The sequence below is a fragment of the Neobacillus ginsengisoli genome (genome assembly GCF_030813055.1).
Map to the genome: position 1 here is coordinate 1 of NZ_JAUSTW010000011.1, position 24,524 is coordinate 24,524.

Annotated in this window: 25 protein-coding genes and 3 pseudogenes; 23 read left to right on the forward strand and 5 right to left on the reverse strand. The window is 34.9% G+C overall.

Annotated elements, in window-relative coordinates:
* The first annotated feature begins 148 nt into the window (after positions 1–148).
* The 11 genes from J2S10_RS23980 to J2S10_RS24030 all read left to right on the forward strand — a co-directional run bounded on the left by J2S10_RS23980 (position 149) and on the right by J2S10_RS24030 (position 7,402).
* Complete coding sequence (locus J2S10_RS23980; RefSeq protein WP_307413161.1) at positions 149–460, forward strand: hypothetical protein; 312 nt, start codon at positions 149–151, stop codon at positions 458–460.
* 56 nt (positions 461–516) lie between these two features.
* Positions 517–1,833: an ATP-binding protein gene (locus J2S10_RS23985; protein WP_307413164.1), complete on the forward strand. Its 1,317-nt coding sequence runs from the start codon at positions 517–519 to the stop codon at positions 1,831–1,833.
* A gap of 298 nt (positions 1,834–2,131) precedes the next feature.
* Complete coding sequence (csaA, locus tag J2S10_RS23990; RefSeq protein WP_307413344.1) at positions 2,132–2,464, forward strand: chaperone CsaA; 333 nt, start codon at positions 2,132–2,134, stop codon at positions 2,462–2,464.
* A 140-nt stretch (positions 2,465–2,604) separates the two neighbouring features.
* Positions 2,605–3,162 carry an AAA family ATPase gene (locus tag J2S10_RS23995; protein ID WP_307413166.1) on the forward strand — a complete coding sequence of 186 codons (558 nt, stop codon included), beginning with the start codon at positions 2,605–2,607 and terminating at the stop codon, positions 3,160–3,162.
* Between the two features lie 460 nt (positions 3,163–3,622).
* Complete coding sequence (locus J2S10_RS24000) at positions 3,623–3,760, forward strand: hypothetical protein (RefSeq protein ID WP_307413168.1); 138 nt, start codon at positions 3,623–3,625, stop codon at positions 3,758–3,760.
* A 450-nt stretch (positions 3,761–4,210) separates the two neighbouring features.
* Positions 4,211–4,630, forward strand: coding sequence for an RrF2 family transcriptional regulator (locus J2S10_RS24005; RefSeq protein WP_307413169.1), 420 nt, complete (start codon positions 4,211–4,213; stop codon positions 4,628–4,630).
* 118 nt (positions 4,631–4,748) lie between these two features.
* Positions 4,749–5,138 (forward strand): IDEAL domain-containing protein, encoded by a 390-nt coding sequence (locus tag J2S10_RS24010; RefSeq protein WP_307413172.1) that lies wholly within the window; start codon positions 4,749–4,751, stop codon positions 5,136–5,138.
* Between the two features lie 66 nt (positions 5,139–5,204).
* The gene (gene trxA / locus J2S10_RS24015) at positions 5,205–5,519 is read left to right on the forward strand and encodes a thioredoxin (RefSeq protein ID WP_307413174.1); all 315 of its coding nucleotides are present in this window, start codon (positions 5,205–5,207) and stop codon (positions 5,517–5,519) included.
* 36 nt (positions 5,520–5,555) lie between these two features.
* A complete protein-coding gene (locus J2S10_RS24020) occupies positions 5,556–5,690 on the forward strand; it encodes a hypothetical protein (protein WP_307413176.1) in 135 nt (44 codons plus the stop codon).
* 124 nt (positions 5,691–5,814) lie between these two features.
* Positions 5,815–6,492 carry a nitroreductase family protein gene (locus tag J2S10_RS24025; RefSeq protein WP_370876277.1) on the forward strand — a complete coding sequence of 226 codons (678 nt, stop codon included), beginning with the start codon at positions 5,815–5,817 and terminating at the stop codon, positions 6,490–6,492.
* 343 nt (positions 6,493–6,835) lie between these two features.
* Positions 6,836–7,402: a hypothetical protein gene (locus J2S10_RS24030; RefSeq protein ID WP_307413177.1), complete on the forward strand. Its 567-nt coding sequence runs from the start codon at positions 6,836–6,838 to the stop codon at positions 7,400–7,402.
* A 441-nt stretch (positions 7,403–7,843) separates the two neighbouring features.
* Here the strand turns inward: J2S10_RS24030 and J2S10_RS24035 are convergent, their stop codons facing one another.
* On the reverse strand, positions 7,844–7,993 hold the full coding sequence (locus J2S10_RS24035) for a hypothetical protein (protein WP_252202086.1): 150 nt from the start codon (positions 7,991–7,993) through the stop codon (positions 7,844–7,846).
* A 624-nt stretch (positions 7,994–8,617) separates the two neighbouring features.
* Positions 8,618–9,619, reverse strand: a pseudogene (locus tag J2S10_RS24040) (DUF3231 family protein).
* Positions 9,620–9,872: 253 nt separating this feature from the next.
* Between J2S10_RS24040 and J2S10_RS24045 the strand changes: the two are divergent.
* The 4 genes and pseudogenes from J2S10_RS24045 (at position 9,873) to J2S10_RS27535 (ending at position 12,473) form a co-directional block, all read left to right on the forward strand.
* Complete coding sequence (locus tag J2S10_RS24045) at positions 9,873–10,331, forward strand: hypothetical protein (protein WP_307413181.1); 459 nt, start codon at positions 9,873–9,875, stop codon at positions 10,329–10,331.
* 223 nt (positions 10,332–10,554) lie between these two features.
* Positions 10,555–10,944, forward strand: a complete 390-nt coding sequence (locus J2S10_RS24050; RefSeq protein ID WP_307413183.1) for a cupredoxin domain-containing protein — start codon at positions 10,555–10,557, stop codon at positions 10,942–10,944.
* A gap of 561 nt (positions 10,945–11,505) precedes the next feature.
* Positions 11,506–12,216, forward strand: a pseudogene (locus J2S10_RS24055) (HAD-IC family P-type ATPase); the annotation flags it as partial.
* A 56-nt stretch (positions 12,217–12,272) separates the two neighbouring features.
* On the forward strand, positions 12,273–12,473 hold the full coding sequence (locus J2S10_RS27535) for a hypothetical protein (RefSeq protein WP_370876281.1): 201 nt from the start codon (positions 12,273–12,275) through the stop codon (positions 12,471–12,473).
* Between the two features lie 482 nt (positions 12,474–12,955).
* On the opposite strand, the gene J2S10_RS24060 is transcribed toward J2S10_RS27535, so the two are convergent.
* Positions 12,956–13,717, reverse strand: a complete 762-nt coding sequence (locus J2S10_RS24060) for an N-acetylmuramoyl-L-alanine amidase (RefSeq protein ID WP_307413185.1) — start codon at positions 13,715–13,717, stop codon at positions 12,956–12,958.
* Between the two features lie 167 nt (positions 13,718–13,884).
* Positions 13,885–14,244, reverse strand: a complete 360-nt coding sequence (locus J2S10_RS24065; protein ID WP_307413346.1) for a retroviral-like aspartic protease family protein — start codon at positions 14,242–14,244, stop codon at positions 13,885–13,887.
* Positions 14,245–14,876: 632 nt separating this feature from the next.
* Here J2S10_RS24065 and J2S10_RS24070 point away from each other — a divergent pair.
* Positions 14,877–15,536, forward strand: coding sequence for a DUF1232 domain-containing protein (locus tag J2S10_RS24070; RefSeq protein ID WP_307413188.1), 660 nt, complete (start codon positions 14,877–14,879; stop codon positions 15,534–15,536).
* 181 nt (positions 15,537–15,717) lie between these two features.
* The gene (locus tag J2S10_RS24075) at positions 15,718–16,773 is read left to right on the forward strand and encodes an LCP family glycopolymer transferase (protein WP_307413190.1); all 1,056 of its coding nucleotides are present in this window, start codon (positions 15,718–15,720) and stop codon (positions 16,771–16,773) included.
* A gap of 488 nt (positions 16,774–17,261) precedes the next feature.
* Here the strand turns inward: J2S10_RS24075 and J2S10_RS24080 are convergent, their stop codons facing one another.
* A complete protein-coding gene (locus J2S10_RS24080) occupies positions 17,262–17,903 on the reverse strand; it encodes a DUF1232 domain-containing protein (RefSeq protein ID WP_307413191.1) in 642 nt (213 codons plus the stop codon).
* 324 nt (positions 17,904–18,227) lie between these two features.
* Between J2S10_RS24080 and J2S10_RS24085 the strand changes: the two genes are divergently transcribed.
* The 6 genes and pseudogenes from J2S10_RS24085 to J2S10_RS24110 all read left to right on the forward strand — a co-directional run bounded on the left by J2S10_RS24085 (position 18,228) and on the right by J2S10_RS24110 (position 24,428).
* Positions 18,228–18,329 (forward strand): hypothetical protein, encoded by a 102-nt coding sequence (locus J2S10_RS24085; protein WP_307413348.1) that lies wholly within the window; start codon positions 18,228–18,230, stop codon positions 18,327–18,329.
* 406 nt (positions 18,330–18,735) lie between these two features.
* Positions 18,736–20,037 (forward strand): NRAMP family divalent metal transporter, encoded by a 1,302-nt coding sequence (locus J2S10_RS24090; RefSeq protein ID WP_307413193.1) that lies wholly within the window; start codon positions 18,736–18,738, stop codon positions 20,035–20,037.
* A 468-nt stretch (positions 20,038–20,505) separates the two neighbouring features.
* Positions 20,506–20,842, forward strand: a pseudogene (locus tag J2S10_RS24095) (IS4 family transposase); the annotation flags it as partial.
* Between the two features lie 187 nt (positions 20,843–21,029).
* Complete coding sequence (locus tag J2S10_RS24100) at positions 21,030–22,241, forward strand: distal tail protein Dit (RefSeq protein ID WP_307413195.1); 1,212 nt, start codon at positions 21,030–21,032, stop codon at positions 22,239–22,241.
* On the forward strand, positions 22,225–22,794 hold the full coding sequence (locus tag J2S10_RS24105) for a phage tail spike protein (protein ID WP_307413197.1): 570 nt from the start codon (positions 22,225–22,227) through the stop codon (positions 22,792–22,794). Before J2S10_RS24100 ends, J2S10_RS24105 begins: the two co-directional genes overlap by 17 nt.
* Before the next feature lie 641 nt (positions 22,795–23,435).
* Positions 23,436–24,428, forward strand: a complete 993-nt coding sequence (locus tag J2S10_RS24110; protein WP_307413199.1) for a thiamine pyrophosphate-dependent dehydrogenase E1 component subunit alpha — start codon at positions 23,436–23,438, stop codon at positions 24,426–24,428.
* Positions 24,429–24,524 lie beyond the last annotated feature (96 nt).

Below are 24,524 nucleotides of genomic sequence, written 5' to 3' on the forward strand. Positions count from 1 at the left end.
TTGGGGCGCCGTATGCGATGAAAGTCGCACCTACGGTGCTAGCAGGGGGAAAAGGGGGCGATAACGTCAAACCCTTACCTATCTGTCATGAATAACACTTGGTAATTAAATTGGATATTTGTGACTGTCTTTCCGGGTGGGGATCCAGGTGTCCGTTCTGCAAGGTCTACACGCTATAGGGCTGGAGGCGATGAAACGACAGAATGCAGATATAGTTAGTCTTGCAAATGTCGTACGTTCTGGTCCAGGGCTTATTATGTTTCTAATTGGTCTTCTGCTTCTCGCTGCGGCTTCTATTATAGTCGCTGTTACGATTTGGATTTCAGGGAGGTACCAGAAATGGATGGGTATTCCATTTGCTTTTGGAATTTCACTATATATCCCACAATTCTCCTCCGAGTATGCCTATAAAAGAGACTTTTTTTCAATGTCATATTCAATTATAATTTACAAGAGATGAATAGTGCCAAACTTTATTACTTGATTCAATAGATAATTTGCTGGGAGAATACTGTTATGACATTTGTTTTTATCAACCATAATGTTTTAGATAACCTATTTTATATTTTAGTCAGTATATTAATGTTTTTCGTTTTATTTGATAATGTAAAAAAGTTTAAAAATCATAAAAACTTGTTGCTTACAGTATCCATGAGTCTGCCGATAGTCCTTTGCATGAAGTTTCCCATTTATATTGATCAATATTGCGTACATGATTTAAGGCAAATTCCTCTATTTATCGGGACGCTTTACGGCGGATGGGCGGCAGGGGCTGCATTGTTGATTATTTCTTTATCCACCCGATTTGCCATTTACGGCTTTAACTCCCTCACACTGGTAGTTTATCTAGTGCTCTATTTGGCAACGGCCCTATTTTCCATAAAGTTTAATCGAATGAATAAAAAGTCCAAACTTATGACATCTGCTTTATTAATTTTTGTACTGGAGCTTCTTACTACGGAAATTGCACTAAAAATGTCCGACTATTTCAAAGTAACAGAGGCTTACATTTTCTATTTTATTATGATTCCTCCTGTCGCCATGTTTTTTCTGGTGTATCTCATTGAAGTTTTAATGGATACCATTCACATCAGATCAAATATTGTTAAAATCGAAAAAATGGACGTTGTCAGTCAGCTTGCGGCCAGTATTTCACATGAGGTCCGGAATCCTTTAACGGTTGTAAAAGGGTTTATCGAGCTGCTAAAGACTCCTGATTTATCCCAGAATGACAAGGAGCGCTATATTCAGTATGCCTTAAAAGAACTAAGAACTGCCGAATCGATTATAAGTGATTATTTAGCCTTTGCAAAACCGGCAATTGAGAAAGTCGAACCAATTTTAATAGATAAAGAAATTAAAAATTTAATTGAAGTTATTAAGCCTTTCGCTAACATGAACGCCGTTAAGGTAACTAATCAGCTTGCCTCCGGAATGGTTTTGGTAAATACAAATTATTTCCGGCAATGTATATTGAATTTAATGAAAAATGCAATTGAGGCAATGGAAAACGGTGGCGAACTTAAGGTCCTATCATTAACAGATAAAAATCATGCAATCATTAAAATCAGTGACAATGGCATCGGCATGAGCAAAGAACAAATCAATCGATATGGTGAACCATATTACAGCAGCAAAGAAAAAGGGACTGGACTTGGGTCAATGGTTGTATTGAAAACAGTCCAAACCATGAACGGAAAGCTTGATATCGAAAGTGTCCCAAGTGATGGAACAACCATAATGATCACACTTCCGCTGTATAATTCGGACCCGGTCTATGTAAAAGAACAGAATGACAGCCGGGTAAAGTTGAAAACCGGTTATTATATTTAGACAAATATTTTTGTGTTATGATTAGGTCCTGTTTGGCTCCCAATTATTTCTGTTATTATTGGCGTGTAAATGGTGCTTATCTTGAATAATTAAGTAATGAACTTCAACAATCGGGCGCAAGAATTGAACAACTATGGACTGTTTCAGCAGTCCTTTTTCTTGGTCTTTAATTAGTTAAATGGCAGGTTACTTTAAGAAGAAATAACAAATCTTGGTGTGGAAATATTAAACTGATTGAGGGTATTTTTGGTAAAGATAATGAATTTTATTTATTTTTTTGGAGGTAATAATTTTGTCCATAACAACGATTGAGGATTTTGAAAAACTAGATATTCGTATTGGTACTGTAATAAGTGCTGAACCCTTTCTAGAGGCTCGTAAGCCAGCAATTAAACTAGGGATTGATTTTGGTGAAGAATTAGGAATTAAACAATCTAGTGCACAAATAACAAAAAGGTACACTTTAGAGACATTAATGGGCCGTCAAGTGGTCGCAGTTGTAAATTTCCCTCCTCGTCGAATTGCAGGATTCAAATCTGAGGTATTAGTTATTGGAGGTGTTCCAGAAGAGGGTGATGTAGTGCTCTTAAAGCCAGATGAGCCTGTTAAAAATGGTACACCGATTGCCTAGTATGGATCGTCACAATGACGGTCTTTTTTATTTCATAGTAACGGTGTTTAATAACGAGGAATCACTCTTTCTTTAGTGAAAGAAGGAAATACCAATAAAAAATAGAATTCCTTTTAAAAAATGTTACAAAAGGAGAGCATATGAAATTAGTTTTGATATTTGGTCCGCAGGCTGTTGGGAAAATGACTGTAGGGCAAGCATTAGGAAATAACACGGAGTTAAAGTTATTTCATAATCATATGACAATTGAATTACTTGAACCATTTTTCGGATTTAGTCCAGAAATGTGGAGATTAGCAGATCTATTTCGGATGGAAATATTTGAGGAAGTAGCAAAGAGTGACCTGGGAGGTTTGATATTTACCTATGTATGGGCATTTGACCAAAAAGAGGATTGGGACTATGTAGAGAAGATATGTGAAATTTTTGAATCCAAAGGTGCAACCATTTATTTTGTTGAATTAGAAGCTGACTTTAACGAGAGACTGGAACGAAATAAAAGCCCGAATCGACTGGAACACAAACCAACCAAAAGAAATATTGAGACCTCAGAAGCTAATTTAAAAAGCTCAATGCAAAAGTATAGACTCAATTCTTTAGAGGGCGAAATTAAAAAGGAAAATTACTTAAGGATAAACAATACCAACCTGAGTGCAGTAGAAGTAGCTGAAATTATTAAGGAAAGATTTCGATTATGAATTAGATCAAGCTGGATACTCGAGCATCGGTCTTTTTTCTTGTTCAGCTAAACAGGTTCCATTATGTTGACCACATTATTTATGGAATTTTGGCTGAGGAATGGGCTTAAAAATATCAATACTTTGTTCCACTATCGGGCGCTATTATTGAATAAAACAATTTTTAAACGACTTTATTGTTATTTTTTAAGTTCGATGAAGCATTTTTTATCAAAAATTAAACAACTTTATTTTACCCCCGTCCTAAAATCAGGACGGGGGTATTCGTGTTTGAGGTTTTAAAATTAAATAACTTTATTGTCAATCTACAAGTGGCCCCAAAAAGAAGGAATTCTTGCCGTACCCCATATAAAGACACCCTGTGGCAAAACTTGCGGGTCTGACTCAGCGGACATAAAATCTTCGTTACTGCTGCATACTATTTTTATCAAAATATTTTAATGAATTGAGGTTTTTGAAAATGGATGAAATGAGAACTACTAATCAAGTAGAAGAAGTAAATAAACAACTTAAAGAAATTCCCAAGGAAGCCGAAAAAAGAAGAATTGAAAATCAGCCTCAAACTGGTAAAAACGAGAAAGCCATCGAGCCGTTTTAAGCCCATAAGACCTGTAGGAAAGCCTGCAGGTCTGATCCGGGATACGAACGGCAAACCGAAGAATCTTGCTGACTACAAATTTCATAAGCAAAAAAAAACAGCCTAGGAGGAATTTTTCTCTTACGCTGTTTTATTCGTCGTTATGTCAGCACGTGATTACCAATGATCTTCAACAATCGGGCGCATTTCTGGAGCAGAGGGCACTGCAAAAGTCCAAAAACAAATGATAAAAGGGTGAGCACCTACCACTGGTAGTGTTTCACCCTTTTATTTTTCTTCTACATATTGTACTTCAGTAATTAAGTCCTGCCTTTTGCAGTGCCCTCGGAGCAAGAAATGCGCCCTTTTTATGGGCTATAAGGGAATTTATTATGAATAAGTTTTTTTGTTGACATTATAAACTGTAAATATTAAAATTACAGTAATCTTCTTGAGAAGGAAGCGATCAAAGTGAACAGTGATTTTACGATAGCCGTGCATTACTTAGTCTATTTAGTTTATCTACCAGATCATATGGCTTGCAGTGGGTCTATTGCTGCAAATGTTTGTACAAACGCAGCACGGATTCGCAAGATAATGAGCTGTTTGCGCAATCATGGATTTGTTAAGACAAAAGAAGGTATTGGCGGTGGCTATATTCTCGACTGTAACCCTCAAGAGGTATCATTGGCAGATATTTATCGTACAGTTTCACGTGGAAGCCTAAAACCAAACTGGTATACTGGTGATCCCGAGCAAAAATGTATTGTATCGTCTAATACTCAGGTGGTTATGAATCAAATTTTTAATAAAGCTAAATTGTATTTGGAAAAATATTTTGAGAATATTACCCTAAGATCTGTTTTAGAAAAAATTAAATTGTGTCCATGATTTAGTTTTTTTATTTAACTATACTGTAAATTATTTTATTACAGTATGACACAAAAAAGAGGGCATGATTTTTTTAAAAACAATCTGTAACTTTTTTTATTACATTTAAGGGGTGTAGATGACAATGGCCGATAAATATCGATTTGAAATTGGAGATTGGGTACAGGGAAGGTCAAGAGAGGCAGAACTGATTCACGGGTATGTTGAAATAGTGGACTCTAACCAAGGAATTATAAAAGTATTTGTAGTGGAAAGTGATAATGAAAAAGCAATTGGCAAATCGATTTGGATTCTAAACAAATGGACTGAAAAGTTGCCGGATTTAACAGTTAGGAATGAAAGTCAACTTTTAACATTAATCGATTTGGCTTTACTATCAAAAGATGAGGAATGGTTTAAAGAATTATCTGCGAAATTAGCATCTATTAAAAAATTTCCAGAATTGCATACCAAGAAATCAGAAATTCAAAGTGGAAACAGAATTGGGAATTCCGGTGCGAAAAGGTAATTTATATATATTTATCTGAGAGAATCAAAAGAGTGTTTATAAAAAAGGATATTGGAGGAATTGATAATGGCTATTTCACATGTAACAGATCAAACTTTTACTACTGAAATTAAAGAGGGATTAGTGTTAGTAGATTTTTGGGCGCCATGGTGCGTCCCTTGTAAAATGATTGCACCACTTTTGGAGGAAATCGATAGTGAAATTGGTGATAAAGTTGGGATTATCAAACTTAATGTAGATGAAAACCCAGAAACAACAAGAACATTTGGCATCATGAGCATTCCGACTTTAATTCTTTTTAAAGACGGAGTTGCTGTAGATAAGGTAATCGGCTTCCAATCAAAAGAAGCTTTGACAGAATTAATTTCAAAACACGCGTAAAATAGAGCTTTGAACTATAAGGGAAATTATTTCTTTATGACCATACAAGATTGTTGTTCTATAGAAGGATTCGATTATGAAAATGTCAACAAAATTCTAGAAGAACAAGGATTGTTGGAAAACGGAGAGCCAGAAGTATCTGTCAAGAAGCTTACGGTAATCGATTGGTAAAGCCACAGCGGTCATAAAAAAGAAAAGACTTAAATTAAATTGAAAAGGGATTAAATAATGAGATTTGATTCTAAATATGATGTATTCCCACTTTTGTTAAAAATCTACGGAGGATGATGAAAATATGGAAAAGAACATGAAGCAAACAATTGATTTTTATAAAGTGATTCAAGAACGTCGATCAGTGCGTCATTATAATCCAGAGCGGAAAATTCCCCGCCAAGAGATTGAGGATATGCTGGCTGAGGCAATTTTGGCACCTTCAAGCAATAACCTTCAGCCTTGGAGATTTTTGGTTATTGATGACCAGGAGCTGAAAGAAAAGCTGTTGCCAATTGCACGAAATCAGCAGCAAGTGGTAGATGCATCAGCCATCATCGCGGTATTGGGGGATATGGAGGGTTACAAGGAAGCCAATCGAATTTTTCAGAAATCAGTTGAAGCAGGCTTTATGACCGAAGAGGTAAAAAATGCATTTGTCAGTAACATCATAAAATCGTATTCAAACAGGAATCTTGAAGTCATCAAGGATATCGCTTTGATAGATGCTGGTCTGGTGTCGATGCAGATCTTGCTAGTCGCAAAAGCAAGAGGATATGATACAGTGCCGATGGGCGGATACGATAAATTGCAGTTTAAGGAGGTTTTCGGGATTCCGGAGCGTTATCTGCCAGTCATGTTAATTGCCATCGGAAAAGCTTCGGAACCGGGACATCCTACAACACGATTGTCTGTCGATGAAGTGACGTTCTGGAATGAGCTGCCGGAGATGGATTTACACTTGTCCAGTAGTCAAACCTAAAAGATTAACATTACATTGTTTATATAGTTTTTCTCTGTACAACATTTATCGAAAACGGCAAGAATCGAACTTAGGATTAACGAATATTCTCCGAGAAAATTGTATTTCCATTCTAACAGGGTACCGCCAGCAATAGTGCATTTGTAACTACTACTTTTTCTTGATCAACAAACAGGCGCAAGAATTGAACAACGATGGACTGTTTCAGCAGTCCATTTTTCGTGGTCTTTACTCAGTCAAATGGCAGGTTTGTTTAATAAGAACAGCTACCTCTGGTAAAAACTGATACTAACAAGAGTAGGTGATAGAGGAGTTTTATGACAAAACACGAGAAGGTGAAAAAATGGACGAATTCGAACTTATGTTAGAAGAAATAAGAAAGTCAACTTTGCAGACGTTGGAAAATTCAAATATAAAAATTGACCTAGAAAAATTAAATAGATTTAAGGGCATTATTTCAGAGTTAGTAAGCATTAGAAATGAGTCTGAAGAACAACTTGCCCACTTACGAACTTTAACGGAAAAGGAAATTGTAAATGTTCAGTATTCAAAGGGGGGCGAGACCATACACAGAGATTATTATTGTCCGAGTCCTGTTCTAGATTTGATTGTTGGGGCACTTAAAAGAGGTAAGCTTTTTAAAAGAAAACCTCATTTCGGAAGATATTCTTATGAATACTGCTTTGATACAAACAACAGACTGATCCTCGTAAGAGGTGTAAATGAATTTACAACTCCCGATAGCAATTTTAATGAGGAATATTTGCTTTATAAAAGTAACATCATTACCGGGGTAGAGTTTGAACATACGGGTGACATCGTAGCTGTTTCCAGATGTACCTTTGAAAATAATAATATTGTTAAATATGAACGTAATTTACTTAAACGCATTAGAGAATTAGACTTGTAACACTAACCTGCCTGTTATCAGAAAAAGAAAAAAGAGCCTGGATCCTAATATTAAATAATCGCGCCCTTTAATGGAATAACTTAGTCCTAAAATCACTTAATTGTTATTCAACAAACGCACCCTTTGGTTTAACAAGGTTGATTTTTTCTACCTCTTAAAATTAAAAACCCGCTGTTCCCAGACTCCATTAGTTATCGGACCTCAATTAACTTAATTATTTTGCCGTCCTCATCTATTTCAACTTTAAATTTATCTTCTGTATATAATTCAATTCGTGGAGTTACTTGAAATGTCCTAACCTGGGAAAGCAAATTATTTTCGTAAGTGTATTCTTCAATATAAAGGTTATTAAAAGGCTGCAGCAATGGCAGCCCGTCTCACTAATTAACTTATGTGACACTATTATAACTTTAGATAATACCTGTAGTTTTACTAAACAGGTTATTGAACATTTTTACTATTTGGCTGCTGAATAGATACATGTTGTGGTTTTTCTGGATATGGTCGCTTACCTGGATCGTCAGGACCAGTAAGGTTATTTCTTTGATCCAGAACTTTCCCTGTATACTCAATAGGATTTATATCTGCCATTATTTTCACCTCCATTAATAGGATGGTTGAAAAATAAATTCACATGACAGGTAATTTCTCCTTATCAATAAATGAGTTTTTATCTAAAGCATAATAATTACTAAGCAGGTTGTGCTAAAGGGGATGTATCCAAAATCTTATCGTGAAGGGCAACGATCTTTTATCAAACACTGTTAATTGCTTGATACACAATCGGGGGCTATTCTACAATTTCTAAAGCTTCTTTTAACTCGGATTGTTGTTGAACGATCTTCCATTTAAGGGCGCAAGAATTGAACAACGATGGACTGTTTCAGCAGATCATTTTTCTTGATCTTTAATCAGTTAAATGGCAGTTTAATTGAATAAGGAAATGACTCCTTTATGTCGCTTTTGACCCAAAAAGCGAAAAAGGAATAGGATTAACCTTTTCCCGATAATTGTTTTATATCCAATAGTAAACGAATAATAATAAAGCTAAAAATAGTCGATAGTAACGTAGTACCAAGTCCAAGTTTAATAATTATATTATCTTTATTTTTTTGAAACATAAAGTTCTATCCTTAGGTTAACTTTTTTGTGTTGTTAGTTTACCCAATAAAAGCAAATATTTACATTAAAAAATACTGCTCAAATATAAAACAATTATTTAGTTAGTTGAATTCGATCCTCAATCTGTGGAGGTTCTTCCATCCAGCCATTTTTGATCATAATCTTTCCTCCATCTTGAGCAAAAGTGAAAATATCTGTTGCAAGGATAGCCATTTTTGCCGGCAACTCATTTCGTAAACTAAATGCACCTCCCAATGCATTGCTTCCGAGCCCAAATGAAGTTAACAAACTGGTGTTGTACATCATCAATTTATCAGAAAATGGTGCGCTTTTGACGAAGTTGCTTTACCGGCATGAGTAGCTGGGGGTTCAATAAAACTTTGGCGTAAAAATTCACCTAAATCCATTTCGATCTTTATTGACAATTTCCTCCCTTTGACAAGATAGTTTTGCACCTCCTTATTTGAAGCAACTTGAGCAAATCCAATCATTAATTGCATTCCTACAAGGTTTGTTTCTATGGCATGATGGATAAGAGAAACTTCAATCGTATTTAGGGATCTCGGATCACCAAACAAATTAAAACCACTCCTATAATTTTTATCTTGTACAAAATGCACCTCTTTAAGCATTGATACAAAAGCTGGACTCACCAAAACCCCTTTTCTAAAAGGAATTGAGTTGATTGGCTGTTCATCGCTTGGGATTCAGCTGTCAAATCGATAAAAAAATCATTAATATCTTTCAGATAAGACATACCACAAAAAAGTGAATAAAGGCTCATTTCCACCTTTGTCATCATAGGCAAATACATGATATCGTACATGAAAACATACAACTTTGGAACTCCTTTATGTACATCGCTTTCTGTAAAACCAAGAGGAATTAAACTCCTTCATGTTGGAATATACTTGTAATCATTTCTACGTTTTTAGCAGCACTATTATAATGTGACTGTAACAACTGTTTTTCTGCATCATTGGCGTTTTCTATAAAATGCTCCAAAATTCTGAGAATCATGGTTTTTTCTTGATAAGCCATCCATAAATTTGCTAATTCTGATGATGTGATTGGAACTCCTCTCGAAGTCATAATGGTAACCAACCCCTCCTAGTTTTATTTAGTTAATAAAACCATAAGAAAAAATTTTAATAAAAATAAGTTTTGCTTTTGGGATTAATTAGCAGATGGGAAGTAATAAATTCTTGATTTGTGAAGGATTGCACTTAAAGTAACGGGTGCAAGAGTTGAAGACCAGCTGCCATATTGGTGGCTTTTTCATATTCTGCTAACGGTTTAGAATAATTGAACAATGATAAGAGAAAAGTAGTGAAAAAAGTACATTTTTATGATTGGACTTATTATAGCTGTAATTCTTTTTAATTTGATTGCTTTTATAACTACCAAGCGACTTACTAAAAATCAGATTATTCATATTTGGTTGTTCACCATTACTTTACAGACTATTGCTGATTTGTTTATTGACCAAAAATACCACGGTTATTGGTACTTTACACAAGATGTAGATTGGGAAGCTTTACCTAACATTACAATGCTTTTACCACCTGTAAATATGATGTTTTTGAATTGGTATCCTTTTAACTCTCCATTATTAAAAAGAATTCTTTATTATATTTATTGGATATTGTTTATGCTGATTTATGAAGAAATACCATTACTTCCAGAACCTTGGGGGTACTTCAATTATGGGTGGTGGAAATTGGAGTATTCTTTTCTTGTTGACCCTCTTTTGTTAGTTATTTTACTGAATTTTTATAAGTGGATTTGTAAGATTGAAAAAAGTTAAGTTATGGAGCATTACTGGAGCAACGGTAATGCTTTTTTATTCTTCAAGTAACGTGGAAGTTGAATAAGAATGGATTCTAGAAGATCGTCATTAGAGTCGATCTTTTTCTTTTCACTGTTTCAGATAAAAGAGTTACTATTTGAAAGCCCGTTGGAACCCAATTTATAGTGATAATATTTTATGATTTAGAAAAAAATAGTTTTTAGGAAAGGAGGGATTTCGAATGTCTGTGAAAAAGTGGTTTACAGGATTGGTCGTTTTGCTTGCAATGATTTTGATTGTGACAACTCTAGGCTCACTCGGCGTATTTGCAGAATCGGGTGGTGGAACTCAGCCTATGGAGACGGTTAAAGCAATTGAGGTCGAGTTGAACGATGATTACTTTAATCCGAAAGTCATCACTATTCTCAATGGAAAAACGATACCGTTGATATTGAAAAACGAAGGTAAGAAAGAACACACCTTCACAGTGGAAAAGCTCGGAATTGACGCTGAAGTACAGCCAGGAAAAGAAAAAACCATTACCGTGAAACCGAAAAATCCTGGTACATATGAACTGATATGTCGGTACCATTTCCAGAAAGGAATGGTTGGAAAAGTAATAGTCAAATAACAAGCAGGTCCAATCGGACCTTGCTTTTTTAATAGGCAACGGCAACTAAGAAGTGAAATGCTCACTATTTGTTAAAGTAAAGAGCTAGGTTTGTTCAATAATACATTTTTGTTAGTGTTGGAAGTTTACTGTTATTGTTATCAATAATTATTTCTTTTAAGTGAAAATTGAAGAATTGTATTTTAGTGTAGTTAAACCTAAAGAATGTGAATCGATTCATTTACACTAGCGGTTCCTTATCTTGAATAAGATTTAAGCACGATCTTCAACAAACGGGCGCGATTGTTCAATAATTAAATCCCAATTTCTCATTCATTTATATCACTGAGAGATTGGGATTTTTAATTCTTGAATATCCTTAACGTTGTAAATATGCGTTTTGCTGGTTATTCAGATAGGAAAATCGGTGTGAAAATCGAATTTATATTAATAAAATCGATTTTCCACTTTCCTATCTAGCACCACTAAATGAATTTTTTCATATTTTGCAATTTATTTATTTGACTCCAAGCAAACAAATAGGAAATTCCGATTTATATTACGTAAAATAGTAAGCTTTTAGGATATGGGTTAAACGGAATCTTAGACGGAAAGTCTTATAAAATTGGGAAAGCTGACTTTATTGGAGATGAAGCTAGGAGTTTTCAAAAATCAACTGTAAGTAAACTGTCCAAACAAGGGAAGACAATCGTATATATTGCTGATAAAGACGATGTATTAGGGATTGTTGCTTTTAAGGATATCATACGTGAAGAAACTGTGGCAGCTATTCGAGAATTGAACGAAATGGGTATAAAAACGATTATGATGACAGGTGATAACGAACAGACCGCGCAGGTTATCGCTGAGGAAAGCGGAATATCAGAATATTATGCGTCCTGTTTACCTGAAACAAAAGTACAAACCGTGAAAGAACTGAAGGAAAAAAATAAAACAGTGGCTATGGTAGGAGATGGTATCAATGATGCACCCGCCTTAGCAACCGCAAGTGTAGGAATAGCGATGGGAGAAGGAACCGATGTAGCATTAGAAACTGCAGATGTGGTATTAATGAAAAACGATCTTTCTCCTCTTGCACAAGCAATTCGTTTGTCCAAAAGAATGAATACCATTGTAAAACAAAATGTTATCTTTTCTCTTTCTGTAATTCTACTATTAATTTGTTCTAATTTCTTTCAAATCCTTGGTTTACCGTTTGGCGTTATTGGACATGAAGGAAGTACAATTTTAGTCATTTTAAATGGATTACGTCTTTTGCAGACGAATAAATAGATACATGGAAAAAGATTCCCCATAGGAATATATACTTATAAATTAATTCGGAATCCATTAGCTTACGAACCTTGTATAGTGAGGAGAAAGAAGAAGGCAATAAGGTAACTGTTAAAGCATGCTTACATAGTGAAACCAAAAAAGATACAGTAGTTGAAGAAATTGTTGGGTCCATAAGTTTAGAAAAGGAAGTTACCGCCATTGGATGGAAATTGGTTACAGTCCCCAACCATATTATACATAGCGATGAATTGTAATAATGAAATTTAAAAAATTAGTATCAATTTTATTGGATATGAAAGTACTAATTTAATCATTTTAAATGGATTACAGCTTTTATTGAGGAATAATAGAATAAATGGTAAAATATTTCCTCTTTTTTGGCAGTTTATACTTTTGTATACAAGTTCAAAGGAGATTTGATGTGTCCTCATGTGATAGTAGAACCATATACATTTTTAGTATAATGTCAATTTTCGGAAGTTAGCAATCTAAAAGCCCCTTGGTATTCAAGGGGTTTCAATTTGGTGTTTTTATGGTTTATGCAGATATCAGTTGACATGCAGCTTTTTTTGTAAAAAAACTCAATGTAACTTAATAGAGATTAAGTTACATTCGGTTATAAACATTTGTTTAAATGACAAAAGGACAGATTCACCAAGTCTGTCCTTTGTTCTTAGAAGAGGAAGTTCAAAACCTTGTCATATATAAATTATATTCTTTAAAACTAGATACTAAATTATTCATATATCACAATGACATTAAATCCAGCATTCATTGCTTTTATTGCCAACGCATCTGCATTTTCCTTCGATGCGAAAGCACCAATTTGAACTTTATACAAACCATCTCTCAATACAACAATGGCATCAAAACCTTTCGCTTTCGCTTCTGCTGCAAGGTTGTCCGCATTTGTTTTGTTACTGAATGTACCAATTTGTACTCTATACATAGCAGTTGGTTTTTTAGTTAAATTAAATGCTCTAGCTAACCCATTGGCATGGCCTCTAGCAATTGTCGTTAGGAAACTTGTATTTTTTAATTTAGCTGCATCATTTGCATCATCGATAAATCCATTTTCTGTTAACAAAGCTGGCATTTTTGATGCACGTAATACGTAGAAGTTAGCATTTTTTTCACCACGATTAGCGAAATCCACTAGCTTTAGAACCTCTTCATGAATGATATTCTGATAAGTTGTTGTAGGGGCTCCACTTCCTGGGTAGATATAACTTTCAAAACCTGTACCTCCACCAGAATTGATATGAATGGAAAGATAATAGTCTGCTCCCCAATTGTTTGCAGCATCTGTTCTTTCACTTAAGCTAACAGTCTGGTCGCTTGTCCTACTTAACAAGACTGATACACTTTCATACTCATTAAGTAAGATATCCCTTAAAGTCGAGGCGATTTGTAAAGTGATATTCTTTTCTTGTAGACCATTACCCACAGCTCCAGAGTCTGTACCCCCATGTCCAGGGTCAATAAAAAGTTTTACCATCTTATTTAATCACCTCCATTAATAAGGTATTAAAAAGGCGATTAAATGCTTGTACAATAACACTTAAAGATAAAAATTATACTAAAATCACAATAGTGTATTACTGTCCGCCAGATATAACCATGGTAGGTAATCTGCACGAACATTAGACGTTTATGCGATTTTTTTTAACAAGAAAGAATTGTAAGTGTTTGTGAATTAGGATCTAGTTGTAATGCAAGTTGATTATCGACGAAGAAACGTAGCCCAAACAGACCTGCATCTTGAAAGTCCGGGTCTACAATACAAGGTACATCTGAATACATTTGATCGCCTATTTGAAGGTTGCAAACGGATTGATACGCCTGAGTTGTTCCTCCAATACCGCCAATTTGAATGGCACCTAGATTCGGTAACCCAAGTGCATTCGCAACATCTCCATTGAAAGTTAATTCAAAGGCTCCAGTATCAAGAATCATGTTATCTACAGTATCACCATTGACACCGAGTGAAAAATAAAACGCATCGTTGACAATGGTTCCCTGTATTCATATAGTGGGCACTTCTTCTGTTTGGTAGTATTTTCTGGACAATCACACTATACCAAAGATTGAGGTCCATTTTGTATTTTTAAGGACTATGTCAAGGATCATATTAAAACATTGAAGAATTAATTAGGGCTTAACTGCACCCAATTATTTAGGTGCGAAATTTGAGTTAATAATTTAAAAGTTTAATAGTGAATAAAATTCCCATTTAACAAAACCTGTGTAATCCGTTGACAAATCGTCAACATATAGATATATTTTATAAATAATATTTACTTTATTACAACTAATTTATGGAATTGCAATACATTTTTTAAATAAAAACTAAGATTAATATCTTAATTTCTCATTAATCAAAAATATGCTTTCATTGTTGGTGTGTCAATAAATGAAATTAATTCAACAAGTTTATTTATTCCTTTATTAATAAGGTATATTAATAATTTAAAAGTTTAATAATGGATTAAATCCCCATTTGACAAAACCAGTGTAATTTGTTGACAAAAAGTCAACAAATAGATTTTTTTATAAACAGCATTTACTTTATTATACTAATTTATTGCATTGGATTTTTCATATAAAAACTAAGATTAATATCTTAATTTCTCATTAATTAAAGGAAAGGATAGTATATGATGTCTGATGTAAAAAAAAATAGCATTGGTGTGCTGTTAAAAGAATTACTTAAGCAACGGTCATTATCAATGAGGAAACTTAGTAAGCTTACAGAAATCGATATAGCTACAATCTCACGGATCATAAACGGTAAACGAAAAGCTACTCCAGAACACTTACAAAAATTTGCTAACTGTCTTAAAGCCCCTATTGCTGATTTACTTCTGGCAGCAAGTTATCCCATTGAACAAAAACAGGAAAATCTCCACTCTGATGATTTTCATTCGTCTATTGACAGCATTCTAAATATACTTGAATCCTCAAAAATATATAATAAAAAGTTTACCATTGAAAGTGTTGAACAACAATTAGCTAAATATACACAATTTGCACAAACTGAAGTAGGGAAAGAGACTATTTTAAAGGGCTTTGAGGAGAAGCTTCAAAAAGTAGACGGCATAGGTCCATTTATTGACCATTTGAAGGATATGTTTGTGAAATTTAGTACGATGAAGAGTACACCACGTGAACTAGCTTTAATGGGAGGTGCATTAATCTACTTCATATTACCAATAGATATTATTCCGGATTACATTTTTCCGATAGGGTATCTAGACGACGCAATTGTTGTAAACCTTGTTTTAGATTTACTATCAAAGGAAGTAAAAGCTCAATAGAAAAGAAATAGCTTATTATGTTGAAAGAAAAAATGAAAAAACAACAACGTTAAGCTTCGCTTAACTTTACAAATAGCTACTTAGGGTAAAACGTGTAGTAGGGAGATAATTAACTTTAAAAAAAATTTGTTTATGATTGTCTTTAACTAAGATAATACTGGTAAAGAAGGGAACAGTTTTTATGAATGATTCTAGATCAAATCATAAAAAGATAATAAAGAGGAAGCCGCGTTGGGGTCGCATCAGTCTATTAACCCTACTAATTTTATTGTTTGGCGGAGGTATCTTTTTTTATTATATCTATAATAATGTAGCAACAGCTGTCAATAAAATGAATAAGCCACTTTTACGAGATGTTTCTGCAAAGCGAACATCAAAAGTCAAATTTAACAATTTAGATCCAATCTCTATCTTGTTGCTTGGTGATGATCATCGCGCCGACGAACCTGGTGGCAACACTGATACTATGTTAGTCATTACGATTAACCCTAAAAATAAAACGACTAAATTATTAAGTATCCCACGTGATACCCGCACAAAGTTAATTGATAATAAAGATCCAAGCAAGAATCAGGTTAATAAAATTAACGCTGCATACGAATTTGGCGGACCTGAGATGTGTATCGATACCGTTGAAAACTTTTTAAATATACCAATCGATTACTATGTTAATGTGAATTTTCAAGGCTTTAAAGATATCATAGACGCAGTGGGTGGTATTGACGTAAATAATAAATATGCGTTTGAATTGGATGGAGTTACGCTGAAAACGGGTCCACAACACTTAAATGGGCTACAAGCACTCGAATATGCCCGTATGAGACACCAAGACCCAAGAGGTGACTTTGGACGTCAGGAAAGACAGCGTGAAGTCATTTCTAAAATTATCGACAAAGGTAAGTCAATGTCAACTTTAGTAAATTACAATAAAATACTTAAAGTACTTGCAAATAACATTACAACAAACTTAACATTAGATGATATGATTAATATTATGTCTTCATACAAACCTGCAGCTAAAAAGATTAGTAATCTAGAAATACAAGGGCAAGGTGCAACAATTCATAATTCGTGGTATTTATTAGTTGATAATCAAGAACGACAAACGTTATCTGACGAAATTCGCGCATCATTAAATTTAGCTCCAAGCCATGTTACAAAATTCTATAAAGGTACAGGAACTAGAAATAGTTTTAGCACTATGAAAATGACCGTCAGCGAGTTACACGAGGAATAACACATAACGCCATAGCAAAACTACTATTCATAGCAATACTTAAAGTAACAATAACATCAACTAAAAAAACCCCATTTACAAGGTAATAACTTATGTAAATAGGGGGTTTTTCTTTTTTTGTGAATTTTATAAAGGACCTTAAAACTAGACAAGGTTTTCTGTTTTCTTTTCCTTTTTCTTTTTTCCCTTTTCGAAAGGGTAAGTTATTAACTTATAATGACCTTTAACTCAAATATTGACCAAAAAACTCTCATTATGACCTTATTAATTAATCTATCAATATACAACCGTTTAATCAGAATTATCATCAAACTACCTGCACAGATAAATGTCAGTAAGTGGTGTCTTTTAGAAAATATGTTCTGGTGGAGGTAATAAATTAACAATCCGACCATTGCGCATAAATTATTAGAACAAAATAGGAAAAAATGCATTTCTTTTTTGTCTTCTTTCACCTACTTACATGGTATAGCTCTATATAAGAATATTCATTTCGCAAGACGTTTTAACACAAGTTGCACAGCAATTGTATCGTCTAAATAACCAATTGGATATACATAATCAGGGATAATGTCAGCAGATAAAATAAAATATAACAACGCACTTCCAATTACTGCACGTTCAGCACTTAACGTTGTAGGATCACAATATTGAATATTCATTTGCTTTAACTGTTCGATAAATGGACCCACACTACCTACTTGCTCTATTTTCTTCTTAAAATCCTCACAAATAATCCGATGTCCCTCTTCTGTTTGTGCATATTGTTCGAATTTAGCTAATTCCTTTTCGACATGAGCCAAAGTAAATTGTGTATCAACCAATTTAAAGGATTGAAGGATTTTTTGAATGGTATCCACTGAGTATTGAATTTCTGATTTTGATTCTTCTTTTCCTCCACCCATCTCATACCCTGCAGCTTCAATTAATTTCTCTAGCGATGTGTTTAGGTGATAAGCAAATTGTTGTAAGTGATTCAATTTCGCTTGTTGTTTCCCATTTACAATTCGTGAAATGGTTGCTGTATCAATTCCTGTGAGTCCGCTAAGTTTTCGCATGGAAAGCGAATGTTTCTTTAACAATGTCTTTATCAGTAACCCAAGGTTTTGTTCTTTATTTTTCTCTAGCATCGCTGTTTCCCTCTTTCTAATTACTCCATGTTCAATTTGTTGAAGTTTTATCAACAGTATATGTAAGAGATAAACACATTTCCTCAGCTTTTTAAATTACTATTCTAAATTTTTTTGTTAAGGAGGAATTGGAATGATTCTTGGAAGGTTACTATCTTGCAAAATGTATTGAATTTAATCTGAATAACGCAGGGGAGCGTTGCAACGGGGGAACGAAAAGGAATTCGTGCAATTTTACCTTTTCACCGACCACATTTATTGCGTTTATTGCTAATATTGATTAGATGCTGTGGGTTGTTGTATTGGTTATATCTGCTTCAAAATATGTCAGCTAAACTTGGAATTGCAACATGTAAAAACCTTCCGGGGCTATGTCGAGATCATTTTCCAAAATGGTTATTGTTTTTTGTTGTGGGTATTTTCTAAAATAGCAGCAATGGCAACTGACATGTTGAATTTTTAATGCATTATGTTATTATCTTCACATTTCAAAACAATGTTTTGAGAAAAGCTCAACGAACCGGAGTTTTACTAAATTGTTCGTTAATTTGACCGTTAAAGTCTTATTATTAGATATTTCCACCTATTTTCTCCTTTTATGAAAGTGGTTCATAATCCGTATTCCAAGGATGTATGATACTATCCCAGATATTATAGTTATAAATATAAATGATGCTCCCATTTCTAAACTCCTCCCTAATAGTTATATATTTATTTCGAACATTAAGAAATATTTCTTTATTTTCAACATGTGATAATAGCCTATGCACATTCTTCAACACCAGAATACATTAATGTTGTATAGAAAATTACGTGGGATGTGAAATCGGACATGATTGAAATACAATCAACATCATCATCTACAGAAGTAAGTCAATCCAAGTTTCATTCAATTGTTACAAAACATAAAACAGGCTGGAAACGTCGATTATTAATCATTTGGGCACTTATGGGACCCGGTTTTATCGCTGCAATGGCTGATAATGATGCGGGTGGAGTTATTTCTTACGCCGTCACAGGGGCACAATTTGGCATCGGGCTATTTATTCCTTTAGTAATTTGCCTTGCCCCTCTGACATTTACGATTCAGGAGATGAGCATGCGGCTTTGTGCCGTAACCCAAGAAGGCTTTTCCAGGTTGGCTTTACGACGTTATGGAAAATTTTGGGGTTACTATCACATCAGTACCCTTGCTTTCGAAAATCTGTTAACACTGATTACCGAATTCATTGGAATGACGGCGGGGCTGATATTGTTAGGAATTCCACTATTGCCTAGTACCATAATTTGTTTAGTGCTTATCGTTGCTTTCGTTGTATTTACTGGATACTGGACAAAAGAACGAATTGCGCTGTTTGTAGGACTACTCAATGTCGTCTTTTTAGTGGTAGCTGGTATGACGCATCCAAGTATGGCAGCGATCGGGCATGCCTTTTCGGCATGGAATGTTCCGTATTTACTAAAAGGCAGTGTAATTTGGTACGTAATCGCAACTATCGGGAATGCTATTGCCCCTTGGATGATCTTCTTTCAAGGAAGTGGTACGATTGATAAGGGTGTGACCGCAAAAGAACTTCGTTTTAGCCGGATTGACACCGCAATTGGCTGTATCATTCAGGTTATTGTTGCAGCTGGGATTATTCTCTGTGGTGCTGCACTCTTTGGTCACGTACAAAATATTAGCAACGCAGGCCCATCTGACATCATCGGTTCACTTGATCACAATGTAGGGCGGTGGCCAGCAATCCTCTTTGGGCTCGGGTTGTTCAATGCTGGCTTCTTAGCATCCATAACAATATCTTTATCTTCTTCCTGGAGCATTGCTGAATTGTTTGGTTGGTCCAAAAGTCTCAATGATAAGATCTGGGAGGCACCGAAATTTTATGTCATCTATATTGGCAGTCTAGTCCTTGCTGCTCTCGCCATTTTAATACCCAATTTGCCCTTAAACTACATCTCAATCATCACTCAGGTGATCGGTGGAGTCCTTGTGTCACCACTTCTAATATTCTTGATATTAATGACAAGTGATAAAAAGTTGATGGGACAATACACAAGCAATTTATTCGGTAGAATATGGGGCTGGACTATGGTCGTATTGCTCATTGGATTGACTATAGCTACATTATTGTAGATATTCATACATTAATTTTTAAGGGAATACTTCCAGAGTTACTGCTGTTGGATGAAAATCAATTACCGAACAGCAAACCGATTGACACAAGCTTGATATAAAAATAGTCCCAAGTGATTTACACACTTGGGACTATTTTTAGTAACTTTAGAAATTGGGGACTATTGATAGTTACTGTTTTTAGTATGATGATTGTTGCTATTATTAGTAGTCCTAATTCCAATAGGGGTACCACCAACATTACGCGTTTATCTGAACTATGAAAATCAGGAGTATTTAAAGTATTCTAAGAAGAAAGATTGAGTGAAAAGTTACTTTTAATACTTGATATCTTAACTCAATAAACAACGTATTCAAAGTATACAATGTAGTGATGTCTTGACAATGAGAAGGCATCAAATAACTGCTTGAATAAACCGTGCCGTTCTATGTATTGTTCTAGGGAAGAACAATGAAAGGTATTTTCTACTTCAGGTACTAAAACATTTAAGAAAAGCTGGTATTACAAAGTCTTTCGACTTTTCTTGTGCCTACCTTTTTCAATTGATTTTTTGTTTGATTTGAAAACAAGAACTGGTTTCGAACACTTGAAAGAAAGAAATCTAACAATTTCCCTGCCAAGGATGCCGTCTACCGTTTCCTAAATCAATCTACGTTTTCATGGAGACGATTTTTAACGTTCCTAAGTGCTGATACGATTAGAAAAGTAACTAAACTGACGAATCATGATCGCCCGAAAGTACTAGTGCTAGATGATTCTTCTTATGACCGAAATCGCAGTAAAGCGGTAGAGTTACTAGTTCGTTGATTGTTTAATAGCTATACTTTCATTCCTTTGTAAAATATCAATCAATTGATTGGTTGAGTAGATAACATTCTTTTTTGTGTTTGTATATATCGATAAATAAAGTAGTGTTTTAACTGTATTTCACGAGCCGAAATATCTTTTATAACAAGTTACATTAGGTAATTGCTTTTCTTTTGCATATTGAATGGCGGACCTTCAAAAGATAAAAGAAGATCTAGCTAAATGGCTTATTACTGACCAACCTAAAGAATTAATTTTTGATGATGAACCTGATAGAGTTTATTATGCGGTAGTTGATGGCAGTCTTGACCTTGATGAAATAGTTAATAAAGGGAGAGGTGTCTTCAATTTTATTTGTCCTGATTCTTATAAATACAGTGTTGAAAAAAGGTTTAATGTGGGCGGATCAGTGAAATCCGAACCGATTTTTACATGTACGGTAAGTAAAGACACTACTTATATAGCGGTTTCGGATGGAAATAAGATTAACCTTATTGGAAACCCTGTCAAACAGGAAGAAACTCCTTTTGACCCCCAAACTCCTATTTATATAGGAGCGTGTAACTCGTTAGTAGGGTGGACAGTTTCTTCAGCAACAAGTGTAGAAAGTTCGGATATTACAGGGACATTGAAAACAGATGGTTCCGTGTTCTATACAAATGATTATGGTACATCTCCAATATGGCATGGGCCAGCAATGAAAACTAGCTTAGGTTCAGCCGTTCAAGATTTTCGTTTCGATGTTGGATTCTCACAGACAGTTAAAGGTAATAATCAAGCTGGCGGTATTGAAGTTTCTTTATTAGATGCAAGTAATCGAATTGTTGCTAAACTCTCAATGACAAAGCATTTTGGCGGTCTGAGTACCCTCTATTCAAGGCTACGAGCTGGCACAGCAAATAGTGGCTTTGATGTTATTAATGAAGGTGGGCAAGCAAATTTCCAGAACGCTTTTGAGGGAGTTTTTAGGATGTGGCGACAAGGCAATGTCTGGACAGCTCAAGTTTTTAAATTAGTGAATGGTAAATTTCAATCTCCAATTACTAACACTTGGACGGATAAAAACGGAATTGCTTCAGCTGCGGTTACCCAAGTTCAAGCAAGGCTTATACAACGTGCTAGTTTTCCAGTTTTAGAGCAAAAAATCGCAGATATTAATGTTTATAGGTTAAATAATCCTACAGCTGGTCAGGTGCCGATTCTTGCTAGAGCTGGAGATATTATTGAGTTTAATCATCAAGAGGATATTATTAGGCGTAATGGAGAGGACATTACAAAAAATAAAGCGTTCATTGGTGAATATTTTCCTTTGTTGCCGGGCGATGTATCAATTACTACTGAACCAGCGGACTCAGTTTCTAATGTAGAAGTTAGGTGGCGTGAACGATGGCTCTGATCCCCATATATTAGATAAGCAAACAGACGAAATTGTAGGTACTTTAAACAGTGATAAGGCTGTATATGTGGAAGCCAAAAGAAAAGATACCTTAGATAATCAGAACATATTTGATTTCACTGCAAATGCAAAGATTGATAAAGCAAGTTTATTGGAGAAGCGTAACCGTCTCGTCATTCAAGATGAGGACGGTTTTTTTCGTGAATATATCATTGTTTATGCAGAACGGCATAACCACAGTGAAAAAATTGTTCAATCTAATGCAAGTATTATAGATTTAGCAAAAGCGAAAACGATTGAGCCACAAACATTGCAAGGTGCAACTTCGGCTTCTGCAACAGATTTTGCTTTGTTAGGTACTGAATGGCAAGTAGGTGTAATCGATTATACATTTATTAGAACGATTCAGATTAAAGAATATACAAATCCTCTTGCTGTTTTAAGAAGAATTGCTTCCACTTTTGACTTAGAAATTCGTTATAGAGTGGAGATAAAGGGGAATAAAATCACAGGCCGTTTTTGGACTTATCTCGGACTTACCCCAAATAGGTAAATATTTCATGAACAGTATGAGGACATGTCTTTTCCTTCCAAAAACCATTAATAATATTTTTAAATTATATTTCAACATATATGTTATTAGTTACATATCTATAATTGTATAAGTTGTCATTAATTTTATTGATAATATCAGTTGATTTATCCTGTTTGGTGACTGTACTTTCAATATTGACAAAATCGTAAAATACTTGAGACCTGCATACCAGGGTCTGGTGGGTTCGATTCCCATGCAGTCCCGCCTACGGAACTCAGCCATATCAGTGATTTTCGCCTAATTTTTAGCTTTGCTTTCCATCAGTAATTACAGCTACTTAGTTCATTAATGCCCTTTACCTTTTAAACCTTCTAAGTGGGTGATGAAAAAGTAGATGGAATTGAAGTGCTGCCACTATAACCAACTTTATAGGTACATAGAAAGATAATTAATCAAACCTCTACAGGTAAGATTATTTTAGAAATATAAATAGTCACTGAGAAAGTAATCAAAAAGAGACAAAACGAGACTACTGTCTCGTTTTGTCTCTTTTTTTGTAAAATAGTTTCTCAGAAGCATTGAGAATATTCGCTTTTATTTCTTGGCACGGTTCTTGCGTTAATAAAGGTGAAATGAATTTTTCCAGGGAGGCTGAAAAAATGAAAACATTGGAAAGAAAAGATGTATCTTTAACAAAGGAAAAAGCACAGTGGATGTATTATAAAATGTTAGAGATCCGTAATTTTGAAGACAGGGTTCATGAGTTATTTGCACAAGGAATTTTGCCAGGATTTGTTCATTTATATGCAGGAGAAGAGGCAGTGGCCGTAGGGGTTTGTTCCCATTTAAATGATAAAGATAGTATTACAAGTACCCATCGTGGGCATGGGCATTGTATTGCCAAAGGTTGCGATTTAAACGGAATGATGGCTGAAATTTATGGAAAAGTCACAGGGTTATGTAAAGGTAAGGGCGGATCCATGCATATTGCAGACCTTGACAAAGGGATGCTTGGTGCAAATGGAATTGTTGGCGGCGGATTTCCACTCGCATGCGGTTCTGCTCTAACTGCCAAGTATAAAAAGACAAATAATATAAGCGTTTGCTTCTTCGGAGATGGTGCTCAAAACCATGGAACTTTCCATGAAGGGATTAATCTAGCTGCCATTTGGAAGCTTCCAGTTGTTTTCGTTGCTGAGAATAACGGTTATGCAGAAGCTACTCCATTTTCTTACGCGTCGAGCTGTAAATCCATTGTAGATCGTGCGATTGGCTATAACATCCCTGGTATTAAGGTTGATGGAAAGGATGTACTGGCTGTTTACCAGGCTGCAGAAGAAGCTGTTCAAAGAGCACGCCGTGGGGAAGGTCCAACACTAATTGAATGTGTAACTTATCGGAATTATGGCCACTTTGAAGGAGATGCGCAAAAATACAAAACGGAACAAGAAAAGGCTGTGCATAAGCAAGAAAAAGATGCTGTTCTTCTATTTAGAAATCATTTGCTAAGCGAGCAGCTATTAGCTGAAAACGAATTAGTCGTTTTAGAAAAATCAGTTGAAGAAGCAGTTAATCAAGCGGTTAAGTTTAGTGAAGAGAGCCCGTATCCAAGTGCTTCCGAATTGTTAACCGATGTATACGTGTCCTATTAATAATGGAAACCCACTGAATGGGAAATCCAAAAGGGCGATTCAAAAGCACAACCTGAATTTTTGCCCTTAGAATTTAATCAAATAAATTCTGATTAG

Bases quoted from the DNA above. Each gene is read 5' to 3' on its own strand.
- J2S10_RS24070 (WP_307413188.1), top strand. From the start codon at position 14,877: ATGATGTCTGATGTAAAAAAAAATAGCATTGGTGTGCTGTTAAAAGAA.
- J2S10_RS23995 (WP_307413166.1), top strand. From the start codon at position 2,605: ATGAAATTAGTTTTGATATTTGGTCCGCAGGCTGTTGGGAAAATGACT.
- J2S10_RS24035 (WP_252202086.1), bottom strand. From the start codon at position 7,993: ATGGCAGATATAAATCCTATTGAGTATACAGGGAAAGTTCTGGATCAA.
- J2S10_RS24090 (WP_307413193.1), top strand. From the start codon at position 18,736: ATGATTGAAATACAATCAACATCATCATCTACAGAAGTAAGTCAATCC.
- J2S10_RS24045 (WP_307413181.1), top strand. From the start codon at position 9,873: ATGATTGGACTTATTATAGCTGTAATTCTTTTTAATTTGATTGCTTTT.
- J2S10_RS24060 (WP_307413185.1), bottom strand. From the start codon at position 13,717: ATGGTAAAACTTTTTATTGACCCTGGACATGGGGGTACAGACTCTGGA.
- J2S10_RS24030 (WP_307413177.1), top strand. From the start codon at position 6,836: ATGGACGAATTCGAACTTATGTTAGAAGAAATAAGAAAGTCAACTTTG.
- J2S10_RS24050 (WP_307413183.1), top strand. From the start codon at position 10,555: ATGTCTGTGAAAAAGTGGTTTACAGGATTGGTCGTTTTGCTTGCAATG.
- J2S10_RS24100 (WP_307413195.1), top strand. From the start codon at position 21,030: ATGGCGGACCTTCAAAAGATAAAAGAAGATCTAGCTAAATGGCTTATT.
- J2S10_RS24075 (WP_307413190.1), top strand. From the start codon at position 15,718: ATGAATGATTCTAGATCAAATCATAAAAAGATAATAAAGAGGAAGCCG.
- J2S10_RS24025 (WP_370876277.1), top strand. From the start codon at position 5,815: ATGGAAAAGAACATGAAGCAAACAATTGATTTTTATAAAGTGATTCAA.
- J2S10_RS24110 (WP_307413199.1), top strand. From the start codon at position 23,436: ATGAAAACATTGGAAAGAAAAGATGTATCTTTAACAAAGGAAAAAGCA.
- J2S10_RS24000 (WP_307413168.1), top strand. From the start codon at position 3,623: ATGGATGAAATGAGAACTACTAATCAAGTAGAAGAAGTAAATAAACAA.
- J2S10_RS24085 (WP_307413348.1), top strand. From the start codon at position 18,228: ATGTCAGCTAAACTTGGAATTGCAACATGTAAAAACCTTCCGGGGCTA.
- J2S10_RS24080 (WP_307413191.1), bottom strand. From the start codon at position 17,903: ATGCTAGAGAAAAATAAAGAACAAAACCTTGGGTTACTGATAAAGACA.
- trxA (WP_307413174.1), top strand. From the start codon at position 5,205: ATGGCTATTTCACATGTAACAGATCAAACTTTTACTACTGAAATTAAA.
- J2S10_RS24020 (WP_307413176.1), top strand. From the start codon at position 5,556: ATGACCATACAAGATTGTTGTTCTATAGAAGGATTCGATTATGAAAAT.
- J2S10_RS24010 (WP_307413172.1), top strand. From the start codon at position 4,749: ATGACAATGGCCGATAAATATCGATTTGAAATTGGAGATTGGGTACAG.
- J2S10_RS23985 (WP_307413164.1), top strand. From the start codon at position 517: ATGACATTTGTTTTTATCAACCATAATGTTTTAGATAACCTATTTTAT.